The organism is Blastococcus sp. SYSU D00922, from assembly GCF_054050495.1.
Genome location: NZ_JBJGZL010000007.1, coordinates 171,962 through 194,640, shown reverse-complemented (window position 1 = coordinate 194,640; position 22,679 = coordinate 171,962). Strand labels below are relative to the sequence as shown.

The following is a 22,679-nucleotide window of genomic DNA, read 5'->3' as shown; positions in this document are numbered from 1 at the left end:
GGGACTTTCTGTACCGAAAGTCCCCGGACTTTCGGTACAGAAAGTCCCCCGTGGCCGGTCATACGAGGCGGCGGCTGTCCTGGGCGACGACGCGCAGCCAGCGGTAGCCGTAGCCGCCCAGCGGGATGCTCACCGACCCGTCGTCGGCGACCGAGGTGCTGCCCGTCTCCAGCAGGTCGACCAGCTTGTGCGAGGAGTCGCAGCCCTCGAGCGTCAGCGGCACGGTGCGGGGCTCCGGGCAGAGGTTGTGCAGGGCCACCAGCGCGCCGTCGTCCCAGGTGCACAGGTGGGCCAGCACCTCGGGACACGGGTGCTGCAAGACCTGGAACCCGCCCCAGCCGAGCTCCGGTGACTCCCGGTACCGGCGGATGAGCAGCTTCATGAACGACAGGAGCGAGTCCGGGTCGTTGCGCTGGTCGGCGACGTTCACGTACTCCGGCGCGAAGCCCCCGGTAACCACCGGCCCGGGCAGCTTCCGCGGGTCGGCGGGCGAGAAGCCGCCGTTGCGGCCCGACGTCCACTGCATCGGCGTCCGGACGGCGAGCCGTCCCTCGGCGTCGAGGTCCTCCCCCATGCCGATCTCCTCGCCGTAGAAGAGCACCGGCGTGCCGGGCAGCGAGAACAGCAGGCTGTAGACCATGCGGACCCGCCGGGGGTCGCCCTCGAGCATCGGTGGGAGCCGGCGCCGCAGGCCGCGCCCGTAGACCTGCATGCGCTCCTCGGGCCCGAAGGCGGCGAAGACCTCCTGCCGCTCCTCGTCGGACAGCTTGTCCAGCGTGAGCTCGTCGTGGTTGCGCACGAAGGTGGCCCACTGCGAGTCCGGGTTCAGCCCCGGGCGGCCCTCCAGCGCGCGGGCGATCGGGCCGGCGTCGGCCCGGGCCAGCGCGAGGTAGAGCGCCTGCATGCCGATGAAGTCGAACTGCATGGTCAGCTCGTCGCCGTCCGTGCCGCCGAAGAACTCCAGCTGCTGCTCGTACGGCAGGTTCACCTCCCCGAGCAGGACGCCGTCGCCGGTGCGCCGGCCGACCAGCGAGCGCAGCGCCCGGAGGTACTGGTGCGGCTCCGGGAACGCGCCGTCGTCGGCACCCTGGGTCTCGAGGAAGAACGGGACGGCGTCGACGCGGAAGCCGGACAGCCCGAGCTGGAGCCAGAAGCCCATGATCTTGGCGACCTCGTCGCGGACCTGGGGGTTCGTGACGTCGAGGTCGGGCTGCTCCTTGTAGAAGCGGTGCAGGTACCACTCCCCCGTCTTCTCCGACAGCGTCCAGATGCTGTCCTCCTGGTCGGGGAAGACCACCTGGTCGGAGGTGTCCGGGGGCGGGTCGGACCGCCAGACGTAGAAGTCGCGGAACGGCGAGTCCTTCGACGACTCGGCCGACCGGAACCACGGGTGCTTCCGGGAGGTGTGGTTGACCACGAGGTCGGCGATGACCCGCATGCCGCGGTCGTTCGCCGTCCGGATGACCTCCACGAGGTCGCCGTGCGTCCCCAGCCGCGGGTCGACGCCGTAGAAGTCGGTGATGTCGTAGCCGTCGTCGCGCTCGGCGGTCGGGTAGAAGGGCATCAGCCACAGGCAGGTCACGCCCAGGTCGGCGAGGTGGTCGATGCGCTGCGCCAGGCCGGCGAAGTCGCCGACGCCGTCGCCGTTCCAGTCCATGAAGGTCTCGACGTCCAGGCAGTAGACGACGGCGTTCTTCCACCACAGATCCGCCGTGTCGGTGATCCTCACGGCGCGGGCACCGGGTCGACGTAGGGCCGCAGGTTCTCCGCCGGCCCTGGCGAGTCGATCGCCGCGACCGGCGCCGGAGCGGTCACGCCGAGCTGCGGCAGCACGTGCTCGCCGAACGCGTCGAGGAAGGGCCGCTGCTCCTTGCCGACGTGGTGCAGGTAGAGCTCGTCGAAGCCCAGCTCCAGGTACTCCTGCAGCCACGCGGTGTGCTGGCCGAGGTCCGCGGACACGCGCACCGCCCCGGTCACGTCCTCGGGCGCGACGTGGGCGCTGGCCTGCTCGAACGCCTCGGGGCTGTCGAGGTCCCAGCACAGCGGCGGCGGGAAGACGTTGCTCCGCCACTGGTCGTGCGCGAGGCCGAGCGCCCGGTCGGGGTCGGGGTCCCAGGAGACGTGCACCTGCAGCACCAGCTTGCCCTGCCCCCCGGCGTCCCGGTACGCGGAGATCATCTCGCGGAGCTTGTCGTGCGGCTGGTTGATGGTGACCAGCCCGTCTGCCCAGTCGGCGCCGTTGCGGGCCGTGGCCACGCTGACCGCCGGCGCGATCAGGGCCGGCTGCACCTCCGGGAGCGTGTAGATCTTCGCCCGTTCGACGGTCACCAGCCCGTCGTGGGTGACCTCCTCGCCGGCCAGCAGTGCCCGGATGACGTCGACGCACTCGCGGAGCCGGGCGTCCCGGACCTGCTTCGGCGGCCACTTGTCCCCGGTCACGTGCTCGTTCATCGCCTCGCCGCTGCCCAGGGCCACCCAGAACCGGCCGGGGAACATCGCCCCGAGCGTGGCGACCGCCTGGGCGACGATCACCGGGTGGTACCGCTGGCCCGGGGCGTTGACCGCGCCGAACGGCAGGCTCGTGGTGGCCATCGCGGCCCCGAGCCACGACCACGCGAAGCCCGACTCGCCCTGCCGCGGATTCCACGGGGTCAGGTGGTCGGAGCACATGGCCGCCGTGAAGCCCACCTCCTCGGCGTGCTGGACGGCGGTGAGGAGGGCCGCGGGGTGGACCTGCTCGTGGGAGTTGTGGAACCCGATCACCGGCATGCGCCATGCCTACCGAAATGACGTCGCGGCGGCCACGCGGATGCCCCCGCCGCCGGTGTTCAGCCGCCCGTGACGGCCAGCGGAGCGGGCCGACGGAGCAGCAGCCGCTCCGCGTCGACCGGCTCGAGCGGTGCGGCGAAGAGGTAGCCCTGGGCCAGCTCGCAGCTGGCGGCCCGCAGCTGGTCGCGCTGCACCGGGAGCTCGACGCCCTCGGCGACGATCTCCAGGTCGAGGGTGCGGCCGAGGTCGATCAGGCCCCGGACGATGGGCGGCAGCTCGGCGGTCTGGATGGTGGAGATGAACGAGCGGTCGATCTTCAGGACGTCGACGGTGAACTGACGGAGGTAGCTCAGCGAGGAGTACCCCGTGCCGAAGTCGTCGAGGGCCAGCCGCACGCCGAGCGCCCTGAGGGCGGCCAGTTGCTCCGCGGCGCCGTCGGGGTCGCGGACGAGGGCGGTCTCGGTCACCTCGAGCACCAGGGCGGCGGCGGGCAGCCCGCTGGCCGAGAGGGCGTCGGCGATCTGCCCGACCAGGTCGGGCGAGGCGAGCTGGAGCGCCGACACGTTGACGGCCATGGTGAGTTCCCGACCGGCGGGCAGCCGGCGCCAGTCGGCGGCGGTGGCGCATGCCTCGCGCAGCACCCACGCCCCGATCTCCCCGACCAGGCCGAGGTCCTCGGCCACCGGCACGAACCTGTCGGGCGCGATCGGCCCCAGCGACGGCGAGTGCCAGCGCAGGAGGGCCTCGAAGCCCACCACCGTGCTCCCGGCGAGCTCGACGACCGGCTGGTACACGAGCCGGAGCTGCCCGCCGGCCAGGGCGCCCTGGAGTTCGCGCTCCATGGCGCGCCGCTCGACGACGGCCGCGCGCATGTCCGGGTCGAAGACCACGACCTGGCCCCGCCCCGCGGCCTTGGCCGCGTACATGGCGATGTCGGCGTCCCGGACGAGGGAGTCGCTGGTGGCGGCCTGCTCGCTGACGGCGACGCCGACGCTGCCGGACACGCTGATCACGTTGTGCCCGATGCGGACCGGCTCCTGCAGCGCCGCGAGGACCCGCTCGCCGGTCGCCGTCGCCTCCGCCGGGTCACCGACCTGCTCGACGAGGATCGCGAACTCGTCGCCGCCCAGGCGGGCCAGCGTGTCCCCTTCGCGGACGGCGGCGGTCAGCCGGTCCGCGACCTTCTGCAGCAGCACGTCGCCGGCCTCGTGCCCGAGGGTGTCGTTGACGCCCTTGAAGCCGTCGAGGTCGATGAACACGACGGCCGCCGCCTCGTCGTGGCGGGTGTTGTGACGCAGCGCCTGGTCGACGCGCTCGGTGAACAGCGCGCGGTTCGCCAGTCCGGTGAGGCCGTCGTGGAAGGCCTGGTGCGCGAGAGTCTGCTCGGCGCGCTTGCGCTCGGTGATGTCCGTGGCGTGCACGACCACGCCGCGGACGTCCGGATCGCCGGACAGGTCGACCAGCCGGACGCCGAGCCACGACTCGCGGCCGTCGACCCGGCGCGGCAGCTCAGCGCTCACGACCGACCCGCGGGCGGCCAGCGCACGCTCGAACACCACCCGCGCCTCGCCCATGTTCAGGCCGGTGCGGGCCATGAGGCCGGAGATGCCGCCGTCGGGGTCGCCCTCGGCGCCGAGCAGACCGGCCAGCAGCGACGCGTCGCTGAGCAGCCGGCCCGACCGGTCGAGGACGACGACCGCGTCGGACGAGTGCGCGGCCAGCGCCGCGTTGTACCGCGCCTGGCGGCGCACCATCTGCCGGGCGCGTGCCTCCGCCGTCAGGAGGCGCACGGTGCGCGCGAACACGAGGAGGACGAGGACCGTCGTGGCCGCGTAGAGCGTGAGCGGGCTCTCCGGCCCCTCGGCGAGGTCCGTGGCGAGCTCCAGGGTGCCGGGGACCAGCAGCGCGCCCAGGCACACCGCCAGACGTCCGATCCCGTCGCTTCCACGCACCGCCGTCCCCTCGGCGGCGGCAGCGGTCCGGCTGGTCCGCGCGGCGAGCGCGAGCAGGATCGCGCCGAGCATCCACCCAGAGTCGAGCAGCGCCGTGGTCTCGCTCTGGTCGTCGGCCAGCAGGTAGCCGAGGTCGGAGCCCAACCAGCACAGCGCCCCGGCGGCCACCGCGAGGGCTCCCACGTCCCGCCGCCGATCGCCCACGACCAGCCGGAACACGAGGGCGACCAGCGCCGCGTCCAACGCCGGGTACAGGGCCCAGACCACCCTGGTTCCCAGCGGCACGGAGGTGTCGACCACCGTGGCCGCGATGGAGACGTGCCACATGACCAGGAGGGCGGCGACGAACACGACCACCGCGTCGATCCAGCCGTCGACGCGCTCGCGGCCGGGTCGCCCCCCGGCGCCCGCCATCGCGGTCAGCCCGAGCGCCACGGCGACGTACCCCGCGAGGTAGGCCGCGTCGGCGACGGAGACGTCCGGTTCGCGACCGAGCCAGATCAGCGTCTGCCAGAGCAGATCGCCCAGGGACGACAGGGTGAGCCCGAGGGCCAGGAGAACCGGTGCCGGCCCCGCGGCACGCCCGCGGAGCCCCGACCAGGCCACGCCCGCGGCGGCCCAGACGACCAGCAGGTAGAGGACGTCCGCGGCGGGAGCGTCCCCGAGCACGTAGTACCAGACGAGCAGGGCCAGGACGGCGGACAGCGCACCGGCACCGGCGAACCGCCGTCGTCGTGGTGCCGCTCCGTCGTCCATCGTCCCCCGCCCTCGTCGCTGTCTCCTCCGGACCTCGGCCGGGGGGTCGGTTCACTGGAGACCGGCGGGCGGCGACGCCCTCCAACGGGTGAGACCTCCCGCGGGCCCCGCCAGCACCACGCCGAGGACCGCCCCGAGGACGAGCAGCCAGCCGGTCCTGGCGAGCAGCCACCCGGGCGTCCCGGGGCTCTCGTGCAGTCCCGGCAACGGCGCCAGCCGCAGGGTGCCGAGCCAGACGCCGGCGAAGACCACCTGGTGCAGGAGGAAGACCGGGTAGGCCCGGCGGCCGATCGAGGCCAGCGACCTCGCGACGCCCCCGCCGCGCCGCAGGAGCGGGAGGACCAGCGCTGCCGCCCCGCCCTGCGCGAGGGCCAGGGCGACGGTCGCCACGGACGGCGGATCGAGGTTGGACTCCCCCGCCCCGGGGACGCCCACGGCGGTCGGCGGCACCGCACCCGTGGCGACGAGCAGGAGCACCGTCGCCGCGCCGGCCAGGAGCAGGACCGCGGCGACGGCCGGCCGCAGCGGCCGCCGTGCCATCGCGATGCCCAGCTGCCACGGCACCCACCACCCCGCGAGGACGGCGGCCGGGATCAGCGCCGTCCCCGGTGCGACCGTGGCCAGGACCCCGGCCGCGGCGACCGCTGCCAGGACCGCACGGCCGCCGACCCGTGCGTCCAGACGCACCAGCGCCGGGGTCGCGGCCGACAGCACGAGGTGGACGCCGAGGAACCACGACGGCGTCGCCACGATCCTGACGATCCGGGCCACCAGGCCCTGCGACGCACCGGCGAGGGCCAGGACGACGACGGCGAGCGCCACCGCTCCGGCCAGCGCGGCAACCGGCCCGGCCAGCCGACGCGCCCGGGCCCACCACCACCGGCCGGCGGACTGCCTGGAGGCGACCCGGCTCCGGGCCGCGGCGAACCCGGCCACGAGGCAGAAGAGCCCGAGCGTCTGCAGCAGCCAGCTCGCCGGTGCCAGCTCCGGCATCGTGCGCAGCGGGCTGTCCAGGCGGACCGCACCGGTGACCTGGTCGGGGGCGAGCGGCGCCGTCACGAGCCAGTGCCCGAGGACGATCCCGAGCACCGCTCCCCCACGGAGCACGTCGAGGCCCGGGTCACGGGCGGGCGCCGTCACGGGTGCACCGCCGGGGTGCGGCCGAGCACGACGTCGGCGAGCCCGGCCACGGCTGCCGAGCCCGGCCGGAAGTAGCCGTCGTGCCCGGCGGTCCCGCCGACCGGCAGCGCGCGGGCGCCGAAGGAGGGCGAGGTGGGGTCGGTCCCGTGGCCCAGGTCGCCGATCCGCACCGACGGGACACGGCCGATCCAGTCCCCCGCGGTCCGGGCCGCCCAGACCCGTGCGGACGTGCCCAGCTCGGCGACCGAGGAGGCCCGGGCGCCGGGGCTGCCGAGCAGGACCAGGTCGTCGGCGGGCAGCTCACCGGCCGCGAGGGCCACGACCACCGCGCCGTAGCTGTGCCCGATCACGGTGAGGTGCCCCGCGCGCGGCAGGTCGTCGAGGAACCGGACCAGCGCCGCCGCTCCCGCGCGGGCCAGCCGGCCGGTGGCCGCGTCGAGCGAGAGCCCCTCGGGAGTCACGTAGCCGACCCAGACCACGACCGCCACGTCCTCACCGGCCGCGTCCGCGAGCGCGGCGGCCCAGCCCAGGGGCCGGCGGCCGGGATCGCTCCGGCTGGCGATCCGGGCCAGGTCGATGTCGGCGCCCGGGACCAGGACGGCGACGTGCGCGGCGGTGGCGGGGTCGCCGATCGCGACGACGGCCAGACCGCGTCCGGCCGGATCGCAGCCGAGCACCCGGGCGGGCGCGACCCGTTCGGCGAGCTCGGCGGCGCACCGGGGATCGGGTCCGAGGCGGGACGGCACGGCCGCGTCGGCGGGCCCGACGAGCAGCACGGAGGCGAGGCAGAGCGCGGCCGACCGGGCCGCCCAGCGCATGATCACGGCACCCGACGCTAGGCACACGGCGTGGTCGGGTCGTCACACCCGGGAGCCGTTCGGCGGGCATACCGGGGTACTCAGCTGCCGGGGGTAACCAGCCCGCTCTCGTACGCGAGGACGACGGCCTGGGCGCGATCGCGCAGCCCCAGCTTGGTGAAGATCCGGCTCACGTGGGTCTTCACGGTCTGCTCGGCGAGGAAGAGGTGCGCCGCGATCTCGGCGTTGCTCTCACCGCGGGCGACGTGGCCCAGCACCTCCGCCTCGCGCTCGGTCAGCACGTCCAGACGCACCGGGCGGTTCCCGGCCTCGCGAACGGCGCGCGCCGCCACGAAGTCGGCGATCAGCCGCCGGGTCACCGCGGGCGCCAGCAGGGCGTCCCCCGACGCCACCACCCGCACCGCGTGCAGCAGCTCGGCCGCCGTCGCCTGCTTGAGGAGGAAGCCGCTCGCGCCGGCCCGCAGCGCGTCGTAGACGTAGTCGTCGAGGTCGAACGTGGTCAGGACGATCACCCGGGGCGCGTCGTCCGAGGGCGGGTCGAGCAGCGCCCGCGTCGCCTCCAGCCCGTCCAGCACCGGCATGCGGACGTCCATGAGCACGACGTCGGGCGCCTTCCCGGCCGCCCGCAGCTCGCCGTGCAGCCGCAGCGCCGCCGCGCCGTCGCCGGCCGTGCCGACGACCTCGATGTCCGGCTGCGCGGCGAGCAGGGCCGCGAAGCCCTCGCGGACCATGTCCTGGTCGTCGACCAGCAGGACGCGGATCACCGTTCTCCCCCGGCTCCGAGCGGCAGCCGGGCGGCGACCCGGAAGCCCCCGTCGGCCAGCGGCCCGGCGTCCAGCCGGCCGGCGTGCACCTCGACGCGCTCCCGCATGCCCTGCAGGCCCAGACCGGCACCCGCCCGTCCGGGGGCGGCGCCGGGGCCGTTGGTCACCTCGAGGACCAGGTCGTCCGCGTCCCGGACGACGCGGACCCGCACCGCCGAGCCCGGCGCGTGCTGCGCGGCGTTGGCGACCGCCTGCTGCACGACGCGGAAGGCGGTCAGGCCCACGAGATCCGGCACGACGACCGGTTCGACGTCCCACTCCAGGTCGGTGCCGGCGGCCCGGACGGCGGCGAGCAGCCCGGGCAGCGTGCCCAGGCCCGGCTGCGGCGCGCGCTCGGCCGACTGGTCGTCGGAGCGGAGGACGCCGAGCAGTCGCTGGAGCTCGGTGAGGGCCTCGCGCGCCGTGCCGGCGATCTCGGCCAGCTCACCGGCCGCGGGCTCCGGGAGGGGTGCCAGCCGGTAGGGCGCCGTCTCGCAGCGCACGGCGATCAGCGACAGGTGGTGGGCGACGACGTCGTGCATCTCCCGGGCGATGCGGGCCCGTTCGGCGAGCGCTCCGCGCGCGGCCTGCGTCTCGGCAGCCCTGACCTGCTCCGCGGCCAGATCGCGGCCGGCCCGCTGGCGGGCGCCCAGGCTGGCGCCCACCACGAGCGGGACACCGACGCCGAGGAGCGCGGGGACGAAGGTGAGCGGCGGGGTCCACGGCGACCACCCCGGCAGCGTGAGCACGACGAGCAGCGACAGCGCGCCGACGACGAGCGTGGCGCGCGGCGGGACCGCCCAGGCCGCGGCGAAGAGCACGGGGCACCAGAAGCACCACTGCCAGGGTTCGAGCAGCGGGACGTCCCCGCCTCCGCCCTGGATCAGGAACGGGGTGGCGACGAGCCAGATCGTGGACAACCGCCACCCGTCCAGCGGGCGGTACAGGGCCAGGACCACGGCGATCGGCAGGGGCAGGAGCAGCAGGAACGCCACCCCGCCGTTCGCCCGGCCGCTGTCGTTGATCACTCCGCCGGCGGCGACGATCGCCACCACGAGCGCGTAGCCGGCGACGGCTCCCAGCAGCCACCGGTCCAGCCGCCGCACGCCGGTCCGCCACGGCGGGTCGGTCGGGCCCGGGGACGTCCACAGCACCTCGGCGACGGCCCGCCCTGCCGTGGCGACGGGGGCGGCCTGACCTGCGGCTTCCGGGTACGCGGTCGGCACCCGACGACCCTAGGAGGCCGCGCCGGTCCCGTGCGTCACCCTGGGGTAGCACTCCGGGCGGGCACCCCCTACCCCGGTCAGCGTGCCGAGAGGGCCAGCCGCACCCCGAAGCCGACCAGCGCCGTCCCCGTGACGCCGTCGATCGCCCGGACGGTGCCGGGGCGGCGGAGCCAGCGGCTGAACAGCGACGCCAGTCCGATCAGCAGCGCGAACCACGCGACGGACAGCACCGCGTGCACACCGGCGAGCAGCAGCCCGACCAGCAGCGGATCGCTGCCGGGGGGAAGGAACTGCGGCAGGAGCGCGGCGTAGAAGACGCCGACCTTGGGGTTGAGCAGGTTCGTCGTGAGCCCGAGGCGCGCCGCCCGCCAGGCCGACCCGCCGTCGGCACCCAGATGCGCGGCCCCGGCCCGCGTCGGGCGCGCCGCGCGGGCGAGCAGCCGGACGCCGAACCAGACGAGGTAGGCCGCACCCGCCCAGCGGAGGGCGTCGTAGGCGAGCTCGGACGCGGTGAGGAGCGCCGAGACGCCGACCGCCGCGGCGGCGCCCCACACGAACAGGCCGGCGACGATCCCGGCGGCGGTGGCGGCCGCCTCCCGCCGGCTCCGGGTCAGCGCGGCGCGCAGCACCAGGGCGGTGTCCAGGCCGGGCGTCACCGTCAGAGCGGCGGCGACGAGCGCGAATCCCAGCACAGCGCTCCCCACGGTCACCCGGCCATCTTCCACGGCGCACCGGGAGAGCGGGACCACGCCGGCCCGCTCTGCGCGCCGCCCGCCGCCCGGCGAGGATCAGCCGGTGACACCGACACCGACCACCGACGAGTGGGGCATCGACGCCAGCTGGCTGGACGCACTGGACGAGGAGCACGAGGTCGCGCAGGCGACCATCGACCGGCTGCGGGAGGTCATCGGGCAGCCACCGGCCGACCTCGAGGAGCGCGCGCCGATCGTCGCCCGTCCCGGCGACGTGCTGGAGATCGACGAGGCCGACGTCGTCTGCGAGGACGGCGAGGTGCGCCACGTGGACGGCGAGCTGCCCGAGGACTTCCCCCTGGGCTACCACTGGCTGCAGACCCCGGAGGGGCGCCGCCGCCGGCTCATCGTCTCCCCCGGCCGCTGCTGGGTGCCCGAGGACCGCCGCTGGGGCTGGGCGGTGCAGCTGTACGCGACGCGCAGCCGGGACAGCTGGGGCATCGGCGACCTGGCCGACCTGCGCGCGGTCCGCCGGATGGCGGCCGAGCAGGGCGCCGGCTTCCTGCTGATCAACCCCCTGCACGCCGTCGCCCCGACCGCCGGTCAGGAGGCCAGCCCCTACCTGCCGGCCACCCGCCGGTTCCGCAACCCGCTGTACCTGCGGGTCTCCGAGGTCCCCGGTGCCGAGGGCGTCGACCTCGAGGAGGACGCCGGCCGCGCGCTGTCCGACGGCCCGCTGATCGACCGCGACGCGATCTGGGCGCGCAAGCGCGAGGTCCTCATGCGGATCTTCTTCGCCCACGGCGGCGGCGAGGCGTTCGCCCGGTGGCGCGAGGAGCAGGGTCGGACGCTGCAGGACTGGGCGACCTGGGCGGCGATCGTCGAGGAGCACGGCGGCGACTGGCACACCTGGCCCGAGGAGCTGCGCCGCCCGGAGAGCCCGGAGCTCGCCGAGTACGTCCAGCAGCACGGCGCCGTCGTCGCCTTCCACGCCTGGCTGCAGTGGGCGCTGGACCTGCAACTCACCGCGGCGACCGGGGACATGACCGTCATCCAGGACCTGCCGATCGGGTTCGCCGGCGGTGGCGCCGACGCGTGGGCCTGGCAGGACGCGCTGGCCGAGGGCGTCAGCGTGGGCGCGCCGCCGGACGCGTTCAACAGCCAGGGGCAGGACTGGGGCTCCCCGCCGCTGATCCCGTGGCGGCTGCGCGACGCCGACTACGAGCCGTTCATCCAGTCGATCCGGGCGACAATGGCCGGTGCCGGCGGGCTGCGCATCGACCACGTCATGGGGCTGTTCCGGCTCTGGTGGGTGCCGTCGGACGGCAGCGCCGCCGAGGGCGCCTACGTCCGCTACCCCTCCGAGGACCTGCTCGACATCGTCGCGCTGGAGAGCCACCGGGCGCAGGCCCTCGTCGTCGGCGAGGACCTCGGCACCGTCGAGGAGGGCGTCCGGGAGGCCATGGCCGAGCACGGCGTGCTCTCCTACCGGCTGCTCTGGTTCGAGGACGACGACCCCGCCGAGTGGCCCGCCGAGGCGATGGCCGCGATCACCACGCACGACCTCCCGACGGTGGCGGGGCTGTGGACCGGCGAGGACGTCGAGGAGCAGCGCGAGCACGGCACGGGCACCGACGAGGAGCTCGAGCGGGGCCGGACCTCGCTGCTGGAGCACCTGCCGGGCCTGGAGGAGGGCGCGTCCCCCGAGGACGCCGTGACGCGGGCGCACGAGCTGCTGGCGCGGGCGCCGTCCACCCTGCTATCGGCCACCCTGGACGACGCGCTCGGGGAGATCCGCCGGCCCAACATGCCGGGGACGACGGACCGGCCGAACTGGTCGCTCCCCCTGCCGGTGCCCGTCGAGGAGCTCGCGGACCACCCGCTCCTGCAGAAGGTCGCCGCCACCCTCGCCGCCGGGATGGCCGGGCGCGGCTGACGCCCGGAACGCGACCGGCGCGGGCACCTCCTGACGAGGTGCCCGCGCCGGCGCGGTTCAGGTGCGGGGACGGATCAGGACTCGACGCCCTCCTGCTCCTGGGAGCCCTTGCCGCGTCCCTGGTTCAGGACGTCGGCCCCCGGGCCGCCGATCAGCCGGTCCTCCCCGTTGGCGCCGTCGAGGAGGTCGTCCTCGAAGCCGCCGCTGAGGACGTCGTCGCCGTTGTCACCGGAGAGCCGGTCCTTCCCGGAACCGCCGCAGATGACGTCGTCGCCGTTGCCGCCGGTGATGACGTCGTCGCCACCGAGACCCATGATCACGTCCCGGCCGTTGGTGCCCTTGAGGACGTCGGCGCGGTTCGTGCCCGTGATGGTCGGCAGCAGGCCCTGGCAGCGCTCCTCCAGGTCGATGCCGAGGACGAGCGGGTCGTGGTCGCTGGAGCGGTACGGGTCCGGCGCGTAGAGCGCCGCGTCGCCGTCGTACTGGTAGGCGGAGGACTCGACCGCGTTGATGTTCCAGTGCGCCAGCCCGGTCACCTTGTGCCGGAGCTCCGCGGTGGCGAGCGCGTGGTCGAGCGAGCCGGACAGCGCGTCGAAGACGTAGCTGTAGCGGCCCGGGTCGAACTCCTCACCCAGGTCGCCGTAGCCCGCCTCGGCCAGTTCGACGATCGGGTCCTCCTGGGTGTAGGCGTTGAAGTCGCCCATCAGGACGACGTCGTGGTCGCCGGTCGACTCCTGCAGCACGTCCGCGAAAGCGGCGAGCGACTCGGCCTGCGCGACTCGGGCGACGTTCCAGTTGCCCTGCCCGTAGTCGTTGTTCGGGTCGCCCTCGATTGGGTCACCGTTCTCGTCCTCGGGCGGGCTGCCCTTCGACTTGAAGTGGTTGGCCACGACCGTGAAGGCGTCACCGTCCTTCACGAAGGTCTGCGCCTGAGGCTCGCGGGCGTTGAACCAGACGTCCTCGTCGGCCAGGCCGACCGGGTCGCCGACGGGTTGCACGACATCGTGGCGGTAGATGATCGCGCTGCGGATCACGTCCCGGTCGACCTCGTACAGCTCGTCGGGGAGCGGCACGTAGCTCCAGACCTGCGAACCCTCCGCGGTGTTGAGCCGCGTCACCAGGTCGGCCAGCGCACCGTCGGCGTTGCCGCGCGAATGGCCGGTGGAGTCGGTGTCCTCGATCTCCATGAGCGTGACGACGTCGGCGTCCAGTGCCTGGATGGCGGGGACGATCTTCGCTGCCTGCTCCTCGAGCTCCGCCTGGTTCGGCGCACCCCGGCTCTCCGGGCCGAAGGAGATGAAGTAGTTCAGCACGTTGAAGGCAGCGATCTGCACGTCGCCACCGACCTCGTCGGGCTCACTGACGTCCGAGCGGGTGTTCTGCGGCGCGAAGGTGCCGTCAGCGGTGCCGTCGGCCGGCTGCAGCCGCCAGTCGCCGAACCCGAAGCCCAGCACCGTCGGCTCGGTGAAGGTGACGGTGTCACCGACGCGGACGGGCGTCGCCGGCGACAGGTAGGGGCGGTTGGTGACCGAGAGGGTGGCGTTCGACGCGTCGTCGAGGACGATCTGCCGCAGGGCGTTGTCCTCCGCGACCGCGGCCGCCGCGGCGGTGCCCGGACGCGCCAGCTCGGTGGGCTGGACGAGCACCCGGTCGGCCGCCAGCATCAGCTCGCCGTATCGGGCCAGCGTGAAGACCTCGCTGACGACGAGGCTGCTGTCGGGCGTGACGCGCATCCCCTCGAACGGCTCGCGCTCGGCGGCGGTCGCGGGGAGGTCGAGGAGGACGGGCTTGGGCAGATCGGCCGCGTCGCCGTCCTCGCACACCGCGACGTCCTCGCGCGAGGTGATCTGCGTCTGGCCGAAGTTCTCCCGGACACCGCCGGTGACCGCGACGGTGTCGCCGAGATCCACCGCGATGCCCGACTCGATGAAGATGCCGTCGGAGGTCGCGGCGTCCCCGTCACCGTCCGGGCTCTGCAGGTAGAACCCGGACAGGCCCGGGGTGTCCCCGACCACGACGCCGCGGACGGTCACCTGCTGGCCGGGCAGGGGCGTGCTCGCGCCACTGCCCTGCACCTGGCCGATCTCGTGCGTGGGATCGACGTCGCAGGAGTCGGGAGCCTCGAAGGTGGGGTTGACCTGGTTCCGCGTGTTCGGTGCCGGCGGGTACCACGCGCCGGCACCGGCTGCGTCGAAGCGGAGGGAGAGGGACAGCCCGTCCGGCTCGGTGCCGGCCTCGGCGACGCCGACGTCGACGCTCGTGCGGCCGGCCGCGGGACCGTTGCTGGCGGTGAACGTGCCCTCGTAGGAGAGGAACTCGAGGACCTTGCCGTCCTGGACCAGCGCCAGCCCGTCGGGCGCCCCGTTCTGCGCGCCGACCGCGTTGCCCGAGATCGCGATCGGGGCGTCGGCGGGAGCGGTGACCGACGGGAACGTGACCAGGGGTGTGTACGACGCGCCGCCGTTGCCGTTGTAGAGGACGACCGAGAGGCCCTGGGACGTGGTCCCGGCCGGCAGCGTCACCTCGACGAACTCGCCGGCATCCGCGCCGTCGTCGTCGTAGTGGAACTCGGAGATGTAGGGGGTCGTGGGCGGCGCGGCCTGCGCGAGGGCAGGCAGGCCCACGACCGCCACGGAGGCGGCGAGGGTGCCGAGAGCAGTGCGGCGCGCGAGAACGCGCGGACTGCCGAGTCGTGCGAGCACAGGGGTCCTTTCGGACGGACAGTGAGGACACGGCGACGCTAGGTACGCCGGATGAACGACGGCGCGACGTTATGTGACGGGGACGTCACAGAAAAGCCTCCATCTCGGATGCCCCGGACTGCCGGGCGACACGCAGTGACGACATGCGGCGACACGCCGGGAGTCGAACAGACGTTCGACGTGCGTGCGAGACTTCCGACGTGGCCGGCGGCATGACTCCAGGACGCGGCGGGCGCTCCCTCGGCGAGCGGGCGGCCGCGTCCGGCGTCCGAACCGACGCACCGGCGCCGGCGGCCGGGCCGTCGTACGCGGCGGCCGGCGACGGTGGCGAGGGGCGGCACTGCTGGGTGCACGACCCGCCCGACGCCCCGGGCATCTGGCCGGGCCTGCTGGTCGAGTGGCGGCAGCGCGGCGGCGGCTGGCAGGGCCGCGTCGCCTACACGGTCACCGGGCCGCACGGGCCCGCGCTGGTGGAGACCTGGCTGCCCGCGGCCCGGCTCGAACCGCGCTGAGGGCCGGATCACGGGATTACCCCGAGCCCCCCACGGCTATGGCCCCGGTGCAGACGATCACTCCACACGGACGGAGCACCGATGACCGGCCCGCACGACACCCCCAGCCTCGACGACGTCATCCAGCCCGAGGAGAACGTCACCCGGGACCGCACCCAGCACGCCAAGGACCCGCACCCGGACGACGAGGTGCTCGAGCACCGCACCGAGCAGGAGCGGCAGGCGGTCGGTTCCGACGACGCCGACCCGGCCGGTGCCGAGTTCCACTCCGCCACCGACTGACGCGCCACCGACTGAGCGAGGACCGGCCCGGCAGGCGGGCGTCCCGGCTGTCCGTCGGCGACGTCGCCTGCTGGGTGCTCAAGACCAGCCGCCCGCCCGAGCAGATCGCGCCCGGCTGGGCCGCTCCGGATCCGCAGCAGCTGGACCGGTGCGTCCGCCGCTCGTACCGCCTGGACCTGATCGCACCCGGCCAGCCGTGCCTGCTGTGGCTCAGCGGCCCGGACCGGCCCGGCGTGCACGCGCTGGGCGAGGTGACCGACAGCGTCGAGGAGCGGGCGGACGGACCCGTTCTGCACGTGCGCCTGGCTCTCCTCGACCGGCACGTCCCGCGGGCGGAGCTGCTCGCCGACCGACGCATGCGCGACGCCGAGGTGCTGCGGATGCCCGCGGGCAGCAACCCCTCGTGGCTGTCGGCGGCGCAGTTCGCCGCCGTCCTGGACCGGACGGACCGGGACGGCCTGGGACGATGGGCGCCGTGAACCGGAACCGCCTGCGCTGGGGCGCGATCGCCTGGATCCTGACCCTGCAGTTCTTCGTCCTCGAGGCGCTCGCGCAGGCCCGCTTCGAGGGGTCCTACAGCCGCGCCGACGACGTCATCAGCGCGCTCGGGGCCGCCGACTCCGCCGGCCGCGCGCTGATGAACGCGTCGTTCGTCGTGCAGGCGGCCCTGATCCTGGCCGGGGCGCTGCTGCTCCGGCCCGCGCTGGTGCGAGGTGCCGCGCAGGTGGCGCCGGTCCTGCTCGGTGCCGCCGCGGCCGGGGTGCTGCTGGTCGGCGTCTTCCCGACCGACGGCAACTCCACGATGCACTCGATCGGCGCCGTCCTGTACCTGGTCGGCGGCGGCCTCGGACTCATCGCGCTGGCCTACGCCGTTCGTCCGCGCTCGGAGGCGCTCGGGACGGCGCTCGCCCTGCTCGGAGTGATCGCCACCGCCGCGACGGTCTTCTTCACGACCGGCGTCACCCAGTACCTCGGCGAGGGCGGCACGGAGCGGGTGGCCGCCTACCCCCTGCCGCTGGGGCTGGCGCTGGCCGGGGCCGCCCTCTGGCGCATGGGCCCGCCGGCGGGCGAGGCCGCCGACGAGGAGGCCCCTCGACTCAGCCGGCGCGAGGAACGGGAGCAGGCGCGCGCTGAGAGGGCCGCGCGCGCCGCGGAGCGCGACGCGGCCCTGGAGGCGGCCGCCCGCCGCCGCGCCGAGGCGCACCCGGACGACGAGCTCGAGGACCCCTGGGCGGGCAGCGGCCGCCGCGACTGAGCCCGCTCGGTCAGCCCGCCGGCTCGAACCGCAGCACGTCCGACACCGGCCGACGGCCGCTGACCGCCGCCGACGCCTCCTCCGGCGGGTACCCCATCCGGAGCAGCATCTGCGGGTGCCCGACCAGGGAGAGGCGGGACTGGAGCCGGGTCCGGGTGGCCGGCCAGTCCAGCGCCTGGGTGAGCGGGGAGGCGGCCACGCCCCCGGCGGTCGCGATGAGCAGCAGCCGACCCAGCGCCCTTCCGGACTGCAGCCAGGCGTAGCGATCGTCGCCGCCGGTCCCCAGCAGGACGACGGTGGGCCGCTCCACGTCCGGCGGCGGCGCGTCCGGGTCGCCGGCCTCGAGGAAGTCGTGCTGCTCGCGCTGGCCGACGACGAAGTCGCGGATCAGCCAGTTCGAGGGGCGGGCGTGCGGGTCACCGCTGGGCACCGCCTCGACGGGCACGCCGTCGACGGCCCCGGGGTCGGTGCGCAGCCACCGCTCCAGCTCCTCGCGGTAGGCCGGGTCGCCCTGCTCCATCTCCTCCGCGCGGGAGATGAGGAAGACGGTGGCCACCTCCTCCTCGGACCGGGTGATCGGCTTCACCCACGTGTCGAAGACCCCGGCCTCCTGCTGGAGCCGGTCCACCAGCTCGGTGGGCACCGCCCGCGGCTCGAAGGCGGCCCGCACGGTGTGCCGCCGCTCGATCGCGCCGGCCAGCTCGCCGTCCTCCGCCGTCGGCTCGCGCCTGCCGGTCACCGTGATGGTCGCCAGGTGGTCGGGATCGGCGTCGTCGGTCAGCAGGTCGACCTCGCCGTCGTAGCCGGCCGCCGAGAGCGCCACCACCGCGAACTCGACCGCGCTGCCGCAGCTGATCACCTGCTGCCGGTGGGTGGGGTCGAGCACCGGGAGGGCGCGCTCGGTGTCCAGGTAGACGTCCAGCCGGTCCGGCGTCGCGAGGAAGCGCCACGGCTGCGTGTTGTGGATCGACGGCGCCCGTGTGGCGGCGGCGACCACCTGCGCCCAGTCCTGCTCCTGCACGCTGACCTCCCGGCTCGGCCCGTGCACCCTGCACGGTTCGGAACGTGGTCCCTGCCTACCCCATCCTCGCCGCGCACCGCGCACCGCGGTCCCGTCCCAGGGCCGAGACGCTGCGCACAGCGCGGCTCCTGGCCAGGATGGGGGCATGAGCAGCTCCCCGGGGCAGCCCGGCGCGACGATGCAGACCATCCCGACCGACGAGTGCTACCGGCTGCTGGCCACGCACGAGATCGGGCGGATCGGCGTCAACGCCGAGCACTATCCGCTGATCCTGCCGGTCAACTACGCCGTCGACGGCACGACGCTGGTCATCCGGACGCGGCCAGGCACCATCCTGCGGGCCGCCAGCCACGCCAACGTGACGTTCGAGGTGGACGAGATCGACCGGGAGACGCGCAGCGGCTGGAGCGTGCTCGTGCGCGGGCAGGCCGAGGAGGTCGGTGACGAGCACCGCGCGGAGCTGGTGGAGCGCACCCGTGCGACCGGTGTGCAGCCGTGGGCTCCCGGTGAGCACGGCAGCTGGCTGCGGCTGATCGCCCACGACGTCTCCGGACGCCGGATCGTGCCCGGCGAGCTGCCCCCGGCCGTCGACCCGCGCGCCTACCTCTGACCTCAGACGGTCGGGCCGGCCTCCTGCGCCACCGGCACCGGGGGACGGACCCGGTCGCGGCGGCGCGAGAGCGCGACACCGGCGAGGCAGACCGCTCCACCGACGAACGCGAGCGCCGGCGGCACCTCGTCGAGCAGCAGCCAGCCCAGCACGATCACCAGCGGCGGGACCAGGTACGTGGTGACCCCGAGCTTCCCGGCGTCCATCCGGCTGAGCGCGTAGGCCCAGGTGCTGAACGCCAGGGCCGTCGGCACCGCGCCGAGGTAGACCATGCCGAGGACCGAGCCGGCCGGTGCCGACCCGAGGTCGTCGACGAGCGCGCCGGCCCAGGGCAGCGTGCAGACCGCGCCGGTGGCGCAGGCCATGAACGTGACCTGCAGGCCGGGCAGCCGGCGCAGCAGGGGCTTCTGCGCCACCACGCCGGCGGCGTAGGTCACCGCGGCGACGACGCAGAGAACCACGCCGAGGATGTCGGTCTCCGCGCTCCGTGTTGCCAGCCCGATGAGCACCACCCCGGCGAAAGCGACCGTGATCCCGGCGACCAGCCAGCGCGGGAAGCCCTCGCCGAGCAGCAGGCCCGCGAAGACGGCGATCAGGATCGGCCCGATGTTGACCAGCATCGCCGTCGTCCCGGCGTCCAGGTGCTGCTCGGCCGCGTTCAGCGCGACGTTGTAGATGCCGAACCAGCCGATGCCGCAGACGGCCAGCAGCCCCCACTCGCGGCCCTGCGGCCGGACCCAGCCGCGGCCGAGCAGGAGCAGGCCCAGCACCGCCGTGCCGACCAGCAGGCGGCCCAGCGCCAGCGCCCCGGGTGAGAGGTCCTCCCCCACCCCGCGGATGGCGACGAAGGCCGAGGCCCACGCCAGCACGGTGACGACGACCGCCGCGATCGTGCGGCCGTCCGGTGGGGCCGCGGACAGGGCACGGACGGGGCTCTGGATGCTCACGGAGGGACAGTAGGTGCTGGGTAGGACGGTTCTCCGGCGCTTTTCGGACGCCGCGTGCCGAGGACCGTCCCGTTGCGGGAAGTGGCAGGGACGACGCGGTCGCCGTCAGCCGTGCAGGTTCTGCCCGTAGGTCCGGGTGCCCCGCTCGCCACCACTGGGCACCGCCGCGCCGTCGCGGAAGGCCGCGCCCAGCTTGCCGGGCACGGGCGTCGCCACCACGTGCGCGCCGGGGGCGCGGGCCGCGGCCCAGGCCCGGGCGAGGTCGGCGGCGGAGAGGTCCTCGGGGCCGCCGTACTCGACGACGCCGCCCGACGGCGGGCGCCCGACGACGTCGGCGACGTGCTGCGCGACTTCCCCGACGTCGACCGGCTGCACGCGCCACCCCATCGGGACGGGCAGCACGGGGCCACGGCGGGCTGTCTCGAGCAGCCCGTCGACGACCTCGTGGAACTGGGTGACCCGCAGCAGCGTCACCGGCAGCCCGGAAGCCAGCAGCACCTGCTCGGCGGCGAACTTCGCGCGGTAGTAGCCGTACGGGATGCGGTCCACGCCGACGCAGGACACGTAGACCAGGTGCCGGAGCCGGTCCCGGTCCACGGCCTGCACCAGGCGGCGGGTCCCGGCGACGTCGACCTGCCAGGGGTCGCCCTGCGGATCGCTCGCCGCGTGCACCACGACTTCGGCGCCGGCCAGCGCGAGGTCGAGGTCGTGGCCCGTGGCGAGGTCACCCCTGACGCCGCCCGGTCCGGTGCCCCGGCGCGACATCAGCTTCACCGCGTGGCCCGCCTGCTGGAGCGGCCCGGCCAGCCGCTGCCCGAGCCGTCCCGTTCCGCCGGTCACCAGTACGTCCATGTCGTGCAGTCTGGTCCGATCGGGTGGCGCGGCGGGTCGTGACCCAGCCTTATCTCACACAAGAGATAACGTCTGTGGTCGTGACGCTCACCGATCCCACGACCGACACGGCCATGCGGCGCATCGGGTCGCTGGTCCGCGACGCCCGGCGCCATCACGGCCTCACGCAGCAGCAGCTCGCCGAGCGCCTGGGCACCAGCCAGAGCGCCGTCGCCCGCATCGAGCAGGGCAACCAGAACCTCACCCTGGAGCTTCTGGGCCGCCTGTCCGCGGCGCTGGAGAGCGAGCTCATCAGCCTGGGGCCGACCGGGCCCACGCACCTCCGGGTCGCCGGCGGTCACCCCCTGCGCGGCAGCGTCGCGGTGAAGTCGTCCAAGAACGCCGCCGTCGCCCTGCTCTGCGCCTCGCTGCTCAACCGCGGCCGGACGACGCTGCGCAACGTGGCCCGGATCGTCGAGGTCGAGCGGATCCTCGACGTGCTGCGCTCCATCGGCGTCTCCGCCGTCTGGGACGCCTCCGGGCACGACCTCACCCTCGTCGTCCCCGACGAGCTGGACCTGGCCGCCATCGACGCCGACGCCGCGCGTCGGACCCGCAGCATCATCATGTTCCTGGGGCCGCTGCTGCACCGGGCGGACACCTTCGAGCTGCCCTACGCCGGCGGCTGCGACCTGGGCACCCGGACCGTGCAGCCGCACATGATCGCGCTCCGCCCGTTCGGCCTGGAGGTCGAGGCCCGGGCCGGCGAGTACCACGCGACGGTGCAGCAGAACGGTGCCCCGCGGCGGGCCATCGTGCTGACCGAGCGCGGGGACACCGTCACCGAGAACGCGCTCCTGGCCGCCGCGCGCACCGACGGCACGACCGTCATCCGCAACGCGAGCTCGAACTACATGGTCCAGGACCTGTGCCTCTACCTGGAGCTGCTCGGCGTCGGCATCGAGGGCCTGGGGACGACGACGCTCGTCGTCCACGGCAAGCCGGTGCTCGACGCCGACGTGGACTACACGATCAGCGAGGACCCGGTCGAGGCGATGAGCCTGCTGACCGCCGGCATCGTCACCGGCTCGGAGCTGACCGTGCAGCGGGCGCCGATCGACTTCCTGGAGATCGAGCTCGCCGTGCTGGCCGAGATGGGGCTGCAGTACGACCTCTCCCCCGAGTACCTGGCCGACAACGGCCACACCCGGCTGTCCGACATCACCATCCGGCCGTCGGTGCTGCACGCGCCGATCGACAAGATCCACCCGATGCCGTTCCCGGGTCTCAACATCGACAACCTGCCGTTCTTCGCCGTGATCGCGGCGCAGGCGAGCGGCTCGACGCTGATCCACGACTGGGTCTACGACAACCGCGCCATCCACCTGTCGGACCTGACGCGCCTCGGCGCCGACGTACGGCTCATGGACCCGCACCGCGTGCTGGTGAACGGCCCGACCCGCTGGTCGAGCGCCGAGGTCGTCTGCCCGCCGGCGCTGCGGCCCGCGGTGGTCATCCTGCTGGCCATGCTGGCGGCGAAGGGCACGTCGGTCCTGCGGAACGTCGACATCATCGCCCGCGGCTACGAGCACCTCTACGAGCGGCTGGTGGAGATGGGCGCCCACATCGAGGTCTTCCACGACTGACCCGATCGCGGTCCACGCGTCTCGCGCTAGTCGAGCGTGACGCCGAAGCCGTGCAGGGCCAGCCGCACGAGTACAGGTCCGGGGCGGAGCAGGTCGGCGACCCGTTCGGCGCTGACCGCCTCCAGGTCGGCCAGCCGGACGACGTAGGCGGCCTCGCCCTGGAGCCGCGCGGCGTGCAGCGCCGCGGTGTTCGCCCAGACCTTGCGTCGCGCCTCGCGCAGGAACAACCGGCTGGCCTGCCGGTTCACCGGCGCCAGGAGGCGGTCCAGCGGGGTGCGCCGGCCTCCCGCACGCTGCAGCGCGAGGTCCTCCTCCCCCACCCGGGCGGCCAGGACGTCGTCGATCCGCTCGTGGTCGCGCCGGCGGCGCTCGAGCAGGGCCGACGAGCCGAAGTCCTCGGGCGGGATGACGGCGATGAGCGACTGCGGCAGGTCGAAGTTGATGTGCGCGTTCATGCCCAGCAGCACGTGCGCCTCCGGAGGCAGACCCGGATCGGCGCCGAAGGCGCGGCGCCACGGCGCCGGGACCTCCTCCGGTCGCTTGCGGTGCAGCTCCAGGGCGTCGAGGTAGAAGCCCGCGAAGTCGACGTCCCACAGCACGACCCACGCCGGGTCCTCGAACCGCCCGGCCGCCAGGGCGGCGCCGACCGCTCGCGTGGTGCGCAGGTAGGTGCCGAGGAAGAAGCGCGCCGGGTCGCCGGCCCCTTCCAGCGACTCCAGCAGCTGCTCCATGCGGAGGACGAGCGCGTCCACGCCCCCTACCACGGCAGCGGTCCCCGGCC

General features: G+C 74.5%; 20 protein-coding genes. 7 read left to right on the top strand and 13 right to left on the bottom strand.

Annotated features, from left to right (window positions below):
• Positions 1-58 precede the first annotated feature (58 nt).
• The 8 genes from ACI78T_RS12540 to ACI78T_RS12505 all read right to left on the bottom strand — a co-directional run bounded on the left by ACI78T_RS12540 (position 59) and on the right by ACI78T_RS12505 (position 10,174).
• Positions 59-1,729: an alpha-amylase family protein gene (locus ACI78T_RS12540; protein WP_456558428.1), complete on the bottom strand. Its 1,671-nt coding sequence runs from the start codon at positions 1,727-1,729 to the stop codon at positions 59-61.
• Positions 1,726-2,769, bottom strand: coding sequence for a TIGR03885 family FMN-dependent LLM class oxidoreductase (locus tag ACI78T_RS12535; RefSeq protein WP_456558427.1), 1,044 nt, complete (start codon positions 2,767-2,769; stop codon positions 1,726-1,728). The genes ACI78T_RS12540 and ACI78T_RS12535 overlap by 4 nt, the downstream gene beginning before the upstream one ends.
• A gap of 59 nt (positions 2,770-2,828) precedes the next feature.
• Positions 2,829-5,477 carry a putative bifunctional diguanylate cyclase/phosphodiesterase gene (locus ACI78T_RS12530; protein WP_456558426.1) on the bottom strand — a complete coding sequence of 883 codons (2,649 nt, stop codon included), beginning with the start codon at positions 5,475-5,477 and terminating at the stop codon, positions 2,829-2,831.
• A 51-nt stretch (positions 5,478-5,528) separates the two neighbouring features.
• Positions 5,529-6,617 (bottom strand): acyltransferase family protein, encoded by a 1,089-nt coding sequence (locus ACI78T_RS12525; RefSeq protein ID WP_456558425.1) that lies wholly within the window; start codon positions 6,615-6,617, stop codon positions 5,529-5,531.
• A complete protein-coding gene (locus ACI78T_RS12520; protein ID WP_456558490.1) occupies positions 6,614-7,435 on the bottom strand; it encodes an alpha/beta hydrolase in 822 nt (273 codons plus the stop codon). Before ACI78T_RS12520 ends, ACI78T_RS12525 begins: the two co-directional genes overlap by 4 nt.
• Before the next feature lie 80 nt (positions 7,436-7,515).
• A complete protein-coding gene (locus ACI78T_RS12515; protein WP_456558424.1) occupies positions 7,516-8,199 on the bottom strand; it encodes a response regulator in 684 nt (227 codons plus the stop codon).
• Complete coding sequence (locus ACI78T_RS12510; protein WP_456558423.1) at positions 8,196-9,464, bottom strand: sensor histidine kinase; 1,269 nt, start codon at positions 9,462-9,464, stop codon at positions 8,196-8,198. Before ACI78T_RS12510 ends, ACI78T_RS12515 begins: the two co-directional genes overlap by 4 nt.
• Positions 9,465-9,541: 77 nt before the next feature.
• Positions 9,542-10,174: a LysE family translocator gene (locus tag ACI78T_RS12505; RefSeq protein ID WP_456558422.1), complete on the bottom strand. Its 633-nt coding sequence runs from the start codon at positions 10,172-10,174 to the stop codon at positions 9,542-9,544.
• An 85-nt stretch (positions 10,175-10,259) separates the two neighbouring features.
• Between ACI78T_RS12505 and malQ the strand changes: the two genes are divergently transcribed.
• The gene (malQ, locus tag ACI78T_RS12500; protein WP_456558421.1) at positions 10,260-12,092 is read left to right on the top strand and encodes a 4-alpha-glucanotransferase; all 1,833 of its coding nucleotides are present in this window, start codon (positions 10,260-10,262) and stop codon (positions 12,090-12,092) included.
• Between the two features lie 74 nt (positions 12,093-12,166).
• On the opposite strand, the gene ACI78T_RS12495 is transcribed toward malQ, so the two are convergent.
• On the bottom strand, positions 12,167-14,725 hold the full coding sequence (locus tag ACI78T_RS12495; protein ID WP_456558420.1) for an ExeM/NucH family extracellular endonuclease: 2,559 nt from the start codon (positions 14,723-14,725) through the stop codon (positions 12,167-12,169).
• 281 nt (positions 14,726-15,006) lie between these two features.
• Here ACI78T_RS12495 and ACI78T_RS12490 point away from each other — a divergent pair, with 281 nt between their 5' ends.
• From ACI78T_RS12490 to ACI78T_RS12475, 4 genes are all read left to right on the top strand, one after another.
• The gene (locus ACI78T_RS12490; RefSeq protein WP_456558419.1) at positions 15,007-15,306 is read left to right on the top strand and encodes a hypothetical protein; all 300 of its coding nucleotides are present in this window, start codon (positions 15,007-15,009) and stop codon (positions 15,304-15,306) included.
• Positions 15,307-15,387: 81 nt separating this feature from the next.
• Entirely contained in the window at positions 15,388-15,588 is a 201-nt protein-coding gene (locus tag ACI78T_RS12485) for a hypothetical protein (protein WP_456558418.1), read from the top strand.
• A gap of 74 nt (positions 15,589-15,662) precedes the next feature.
• Positions 15,663-16,067 (top strand): hypothetical protein, encoded by a 405-nt coding sequence (locus ACI78T_RS12480; protein WP_456558417.1) that lies wholly within the window; start codon positions 15,663-15,665, stop codon positions 16,065-16,067.
• Positions 16,055-16,843 carry a DUF998 domain-containing protein gene (locus ACI78T_RS12475; RefSeq protein ID WP_456558416.1) on the top strand — a complete coding sequence of 263 codons (789 nt, stop codon included), beginning with the start codon at positions 16,055-16,057 and terminating at the stop codon, positions 16,841-16,843. The genes ACI78T_RS12480 and ACI78T_RS12475 overlap by 13 nt, the downstream gene beginning before the upstream one ends.
• Before the next feature lie 10 nt (positions 16,844-16,853).
• On the opposite strand, the gene ACI78T_RS12470 is transcribed toward ACI78T_RS12475, so the two are convergent.
• Positions 16,854-17,864: an Acg family FMN-binding oxidoreductase gene (locus ACI78T_RS12470; protein ID WP_456558415.1), complete on the bottom strand. Its 1,011-nt coding sequence runs from the start codon at positions 17,862-17,864 to the stop codon at positions 16,854-16,856.
• A gap of 145 nt (positions 17,865-18,009) precedes the next feature.
• Here ACI78T_RS12470 and ACI78T_RS12465 point away from each other — a divergent pair, with 145 nt between their 5' ends.
• The gene (locus tag ACI78T_RS12465) at positions 18,010-18,474 is read left to right on the top strand and encodes a pyridoxamine 5'-phosphate oxidase family protein (RefSeq protein WP_456558414.1); all 465 of its coding nucleotides are present in this window, start codon (positions 18,010-18,012) and stop codon (positions 18,472-18,474) included.
• Positions 18,475-18,476: 2 nt separating this feature from the next.
• Here the strand turns inward: ACI78T_RS12465 and ACI78T_RS12460 are convergent, their stop codons facing one another.
• Together ACI78T_RS12460 and ACI78T_RS12455 are read right to left on the bottom strand one after the other, a co-directional pair.
• Complete coding sequence (locus ACI78T_RS12460; protein ID WP_456558413.1) at positions 18,477-19,421, bottom strand: DMT family transporter; 945 nt, start codon at positions 19,419-19,421, stop codon at positions 18,477-18,479.
• 105 nt (positions 19,422-19,526) lie between these two features.
• Positions 19,527-20,273, bottom strand: a complete 747-nt coding sequence (locus ACI78T_RS12455) for an SDR family oxidoreductase (RefSeq protein WP_456558412.1) — start codon at positions 20,271-20,273, stop codon at positions 19,527-19,529.
• 80 nt (positions 20,274-20,353) lie between these two features.
• On the opposite strand from ACI78T_RS12455, the gene ACI78T_RS12450 reads away from it, so the two are divergent.
• On the top strand, positions 20,354-21,898 hold the full coding sequence (locus tag ACI78T_RS12450; RefSeq protein WP_456558411.1) for a helix-turn-helix domain-containing protein: 1,545 nt from the start codon (positions 20,354-20,356) through the stop codon (positions 21,896-21,898).
• Between the two features lie 26 nt (positions 21,899-21,924).
• On the opposite strand, the gene ACI78T_RS12445 is transcribed toward ACI78T_RS12450, so the two are convergent.
• On the bottom strand, positions 21,925-22,650 hold the full coding sequence (locus ACI78T_RS12445) for a DUF5995 family protein (RefSeq protein WP_456558410.1): 726 nt from the start codon (positions 22,648-22,650) through the stop codon (positions 21,925-21,927).
• Positions 22,651-22,679: the final 29 nt, after the last annotated feature.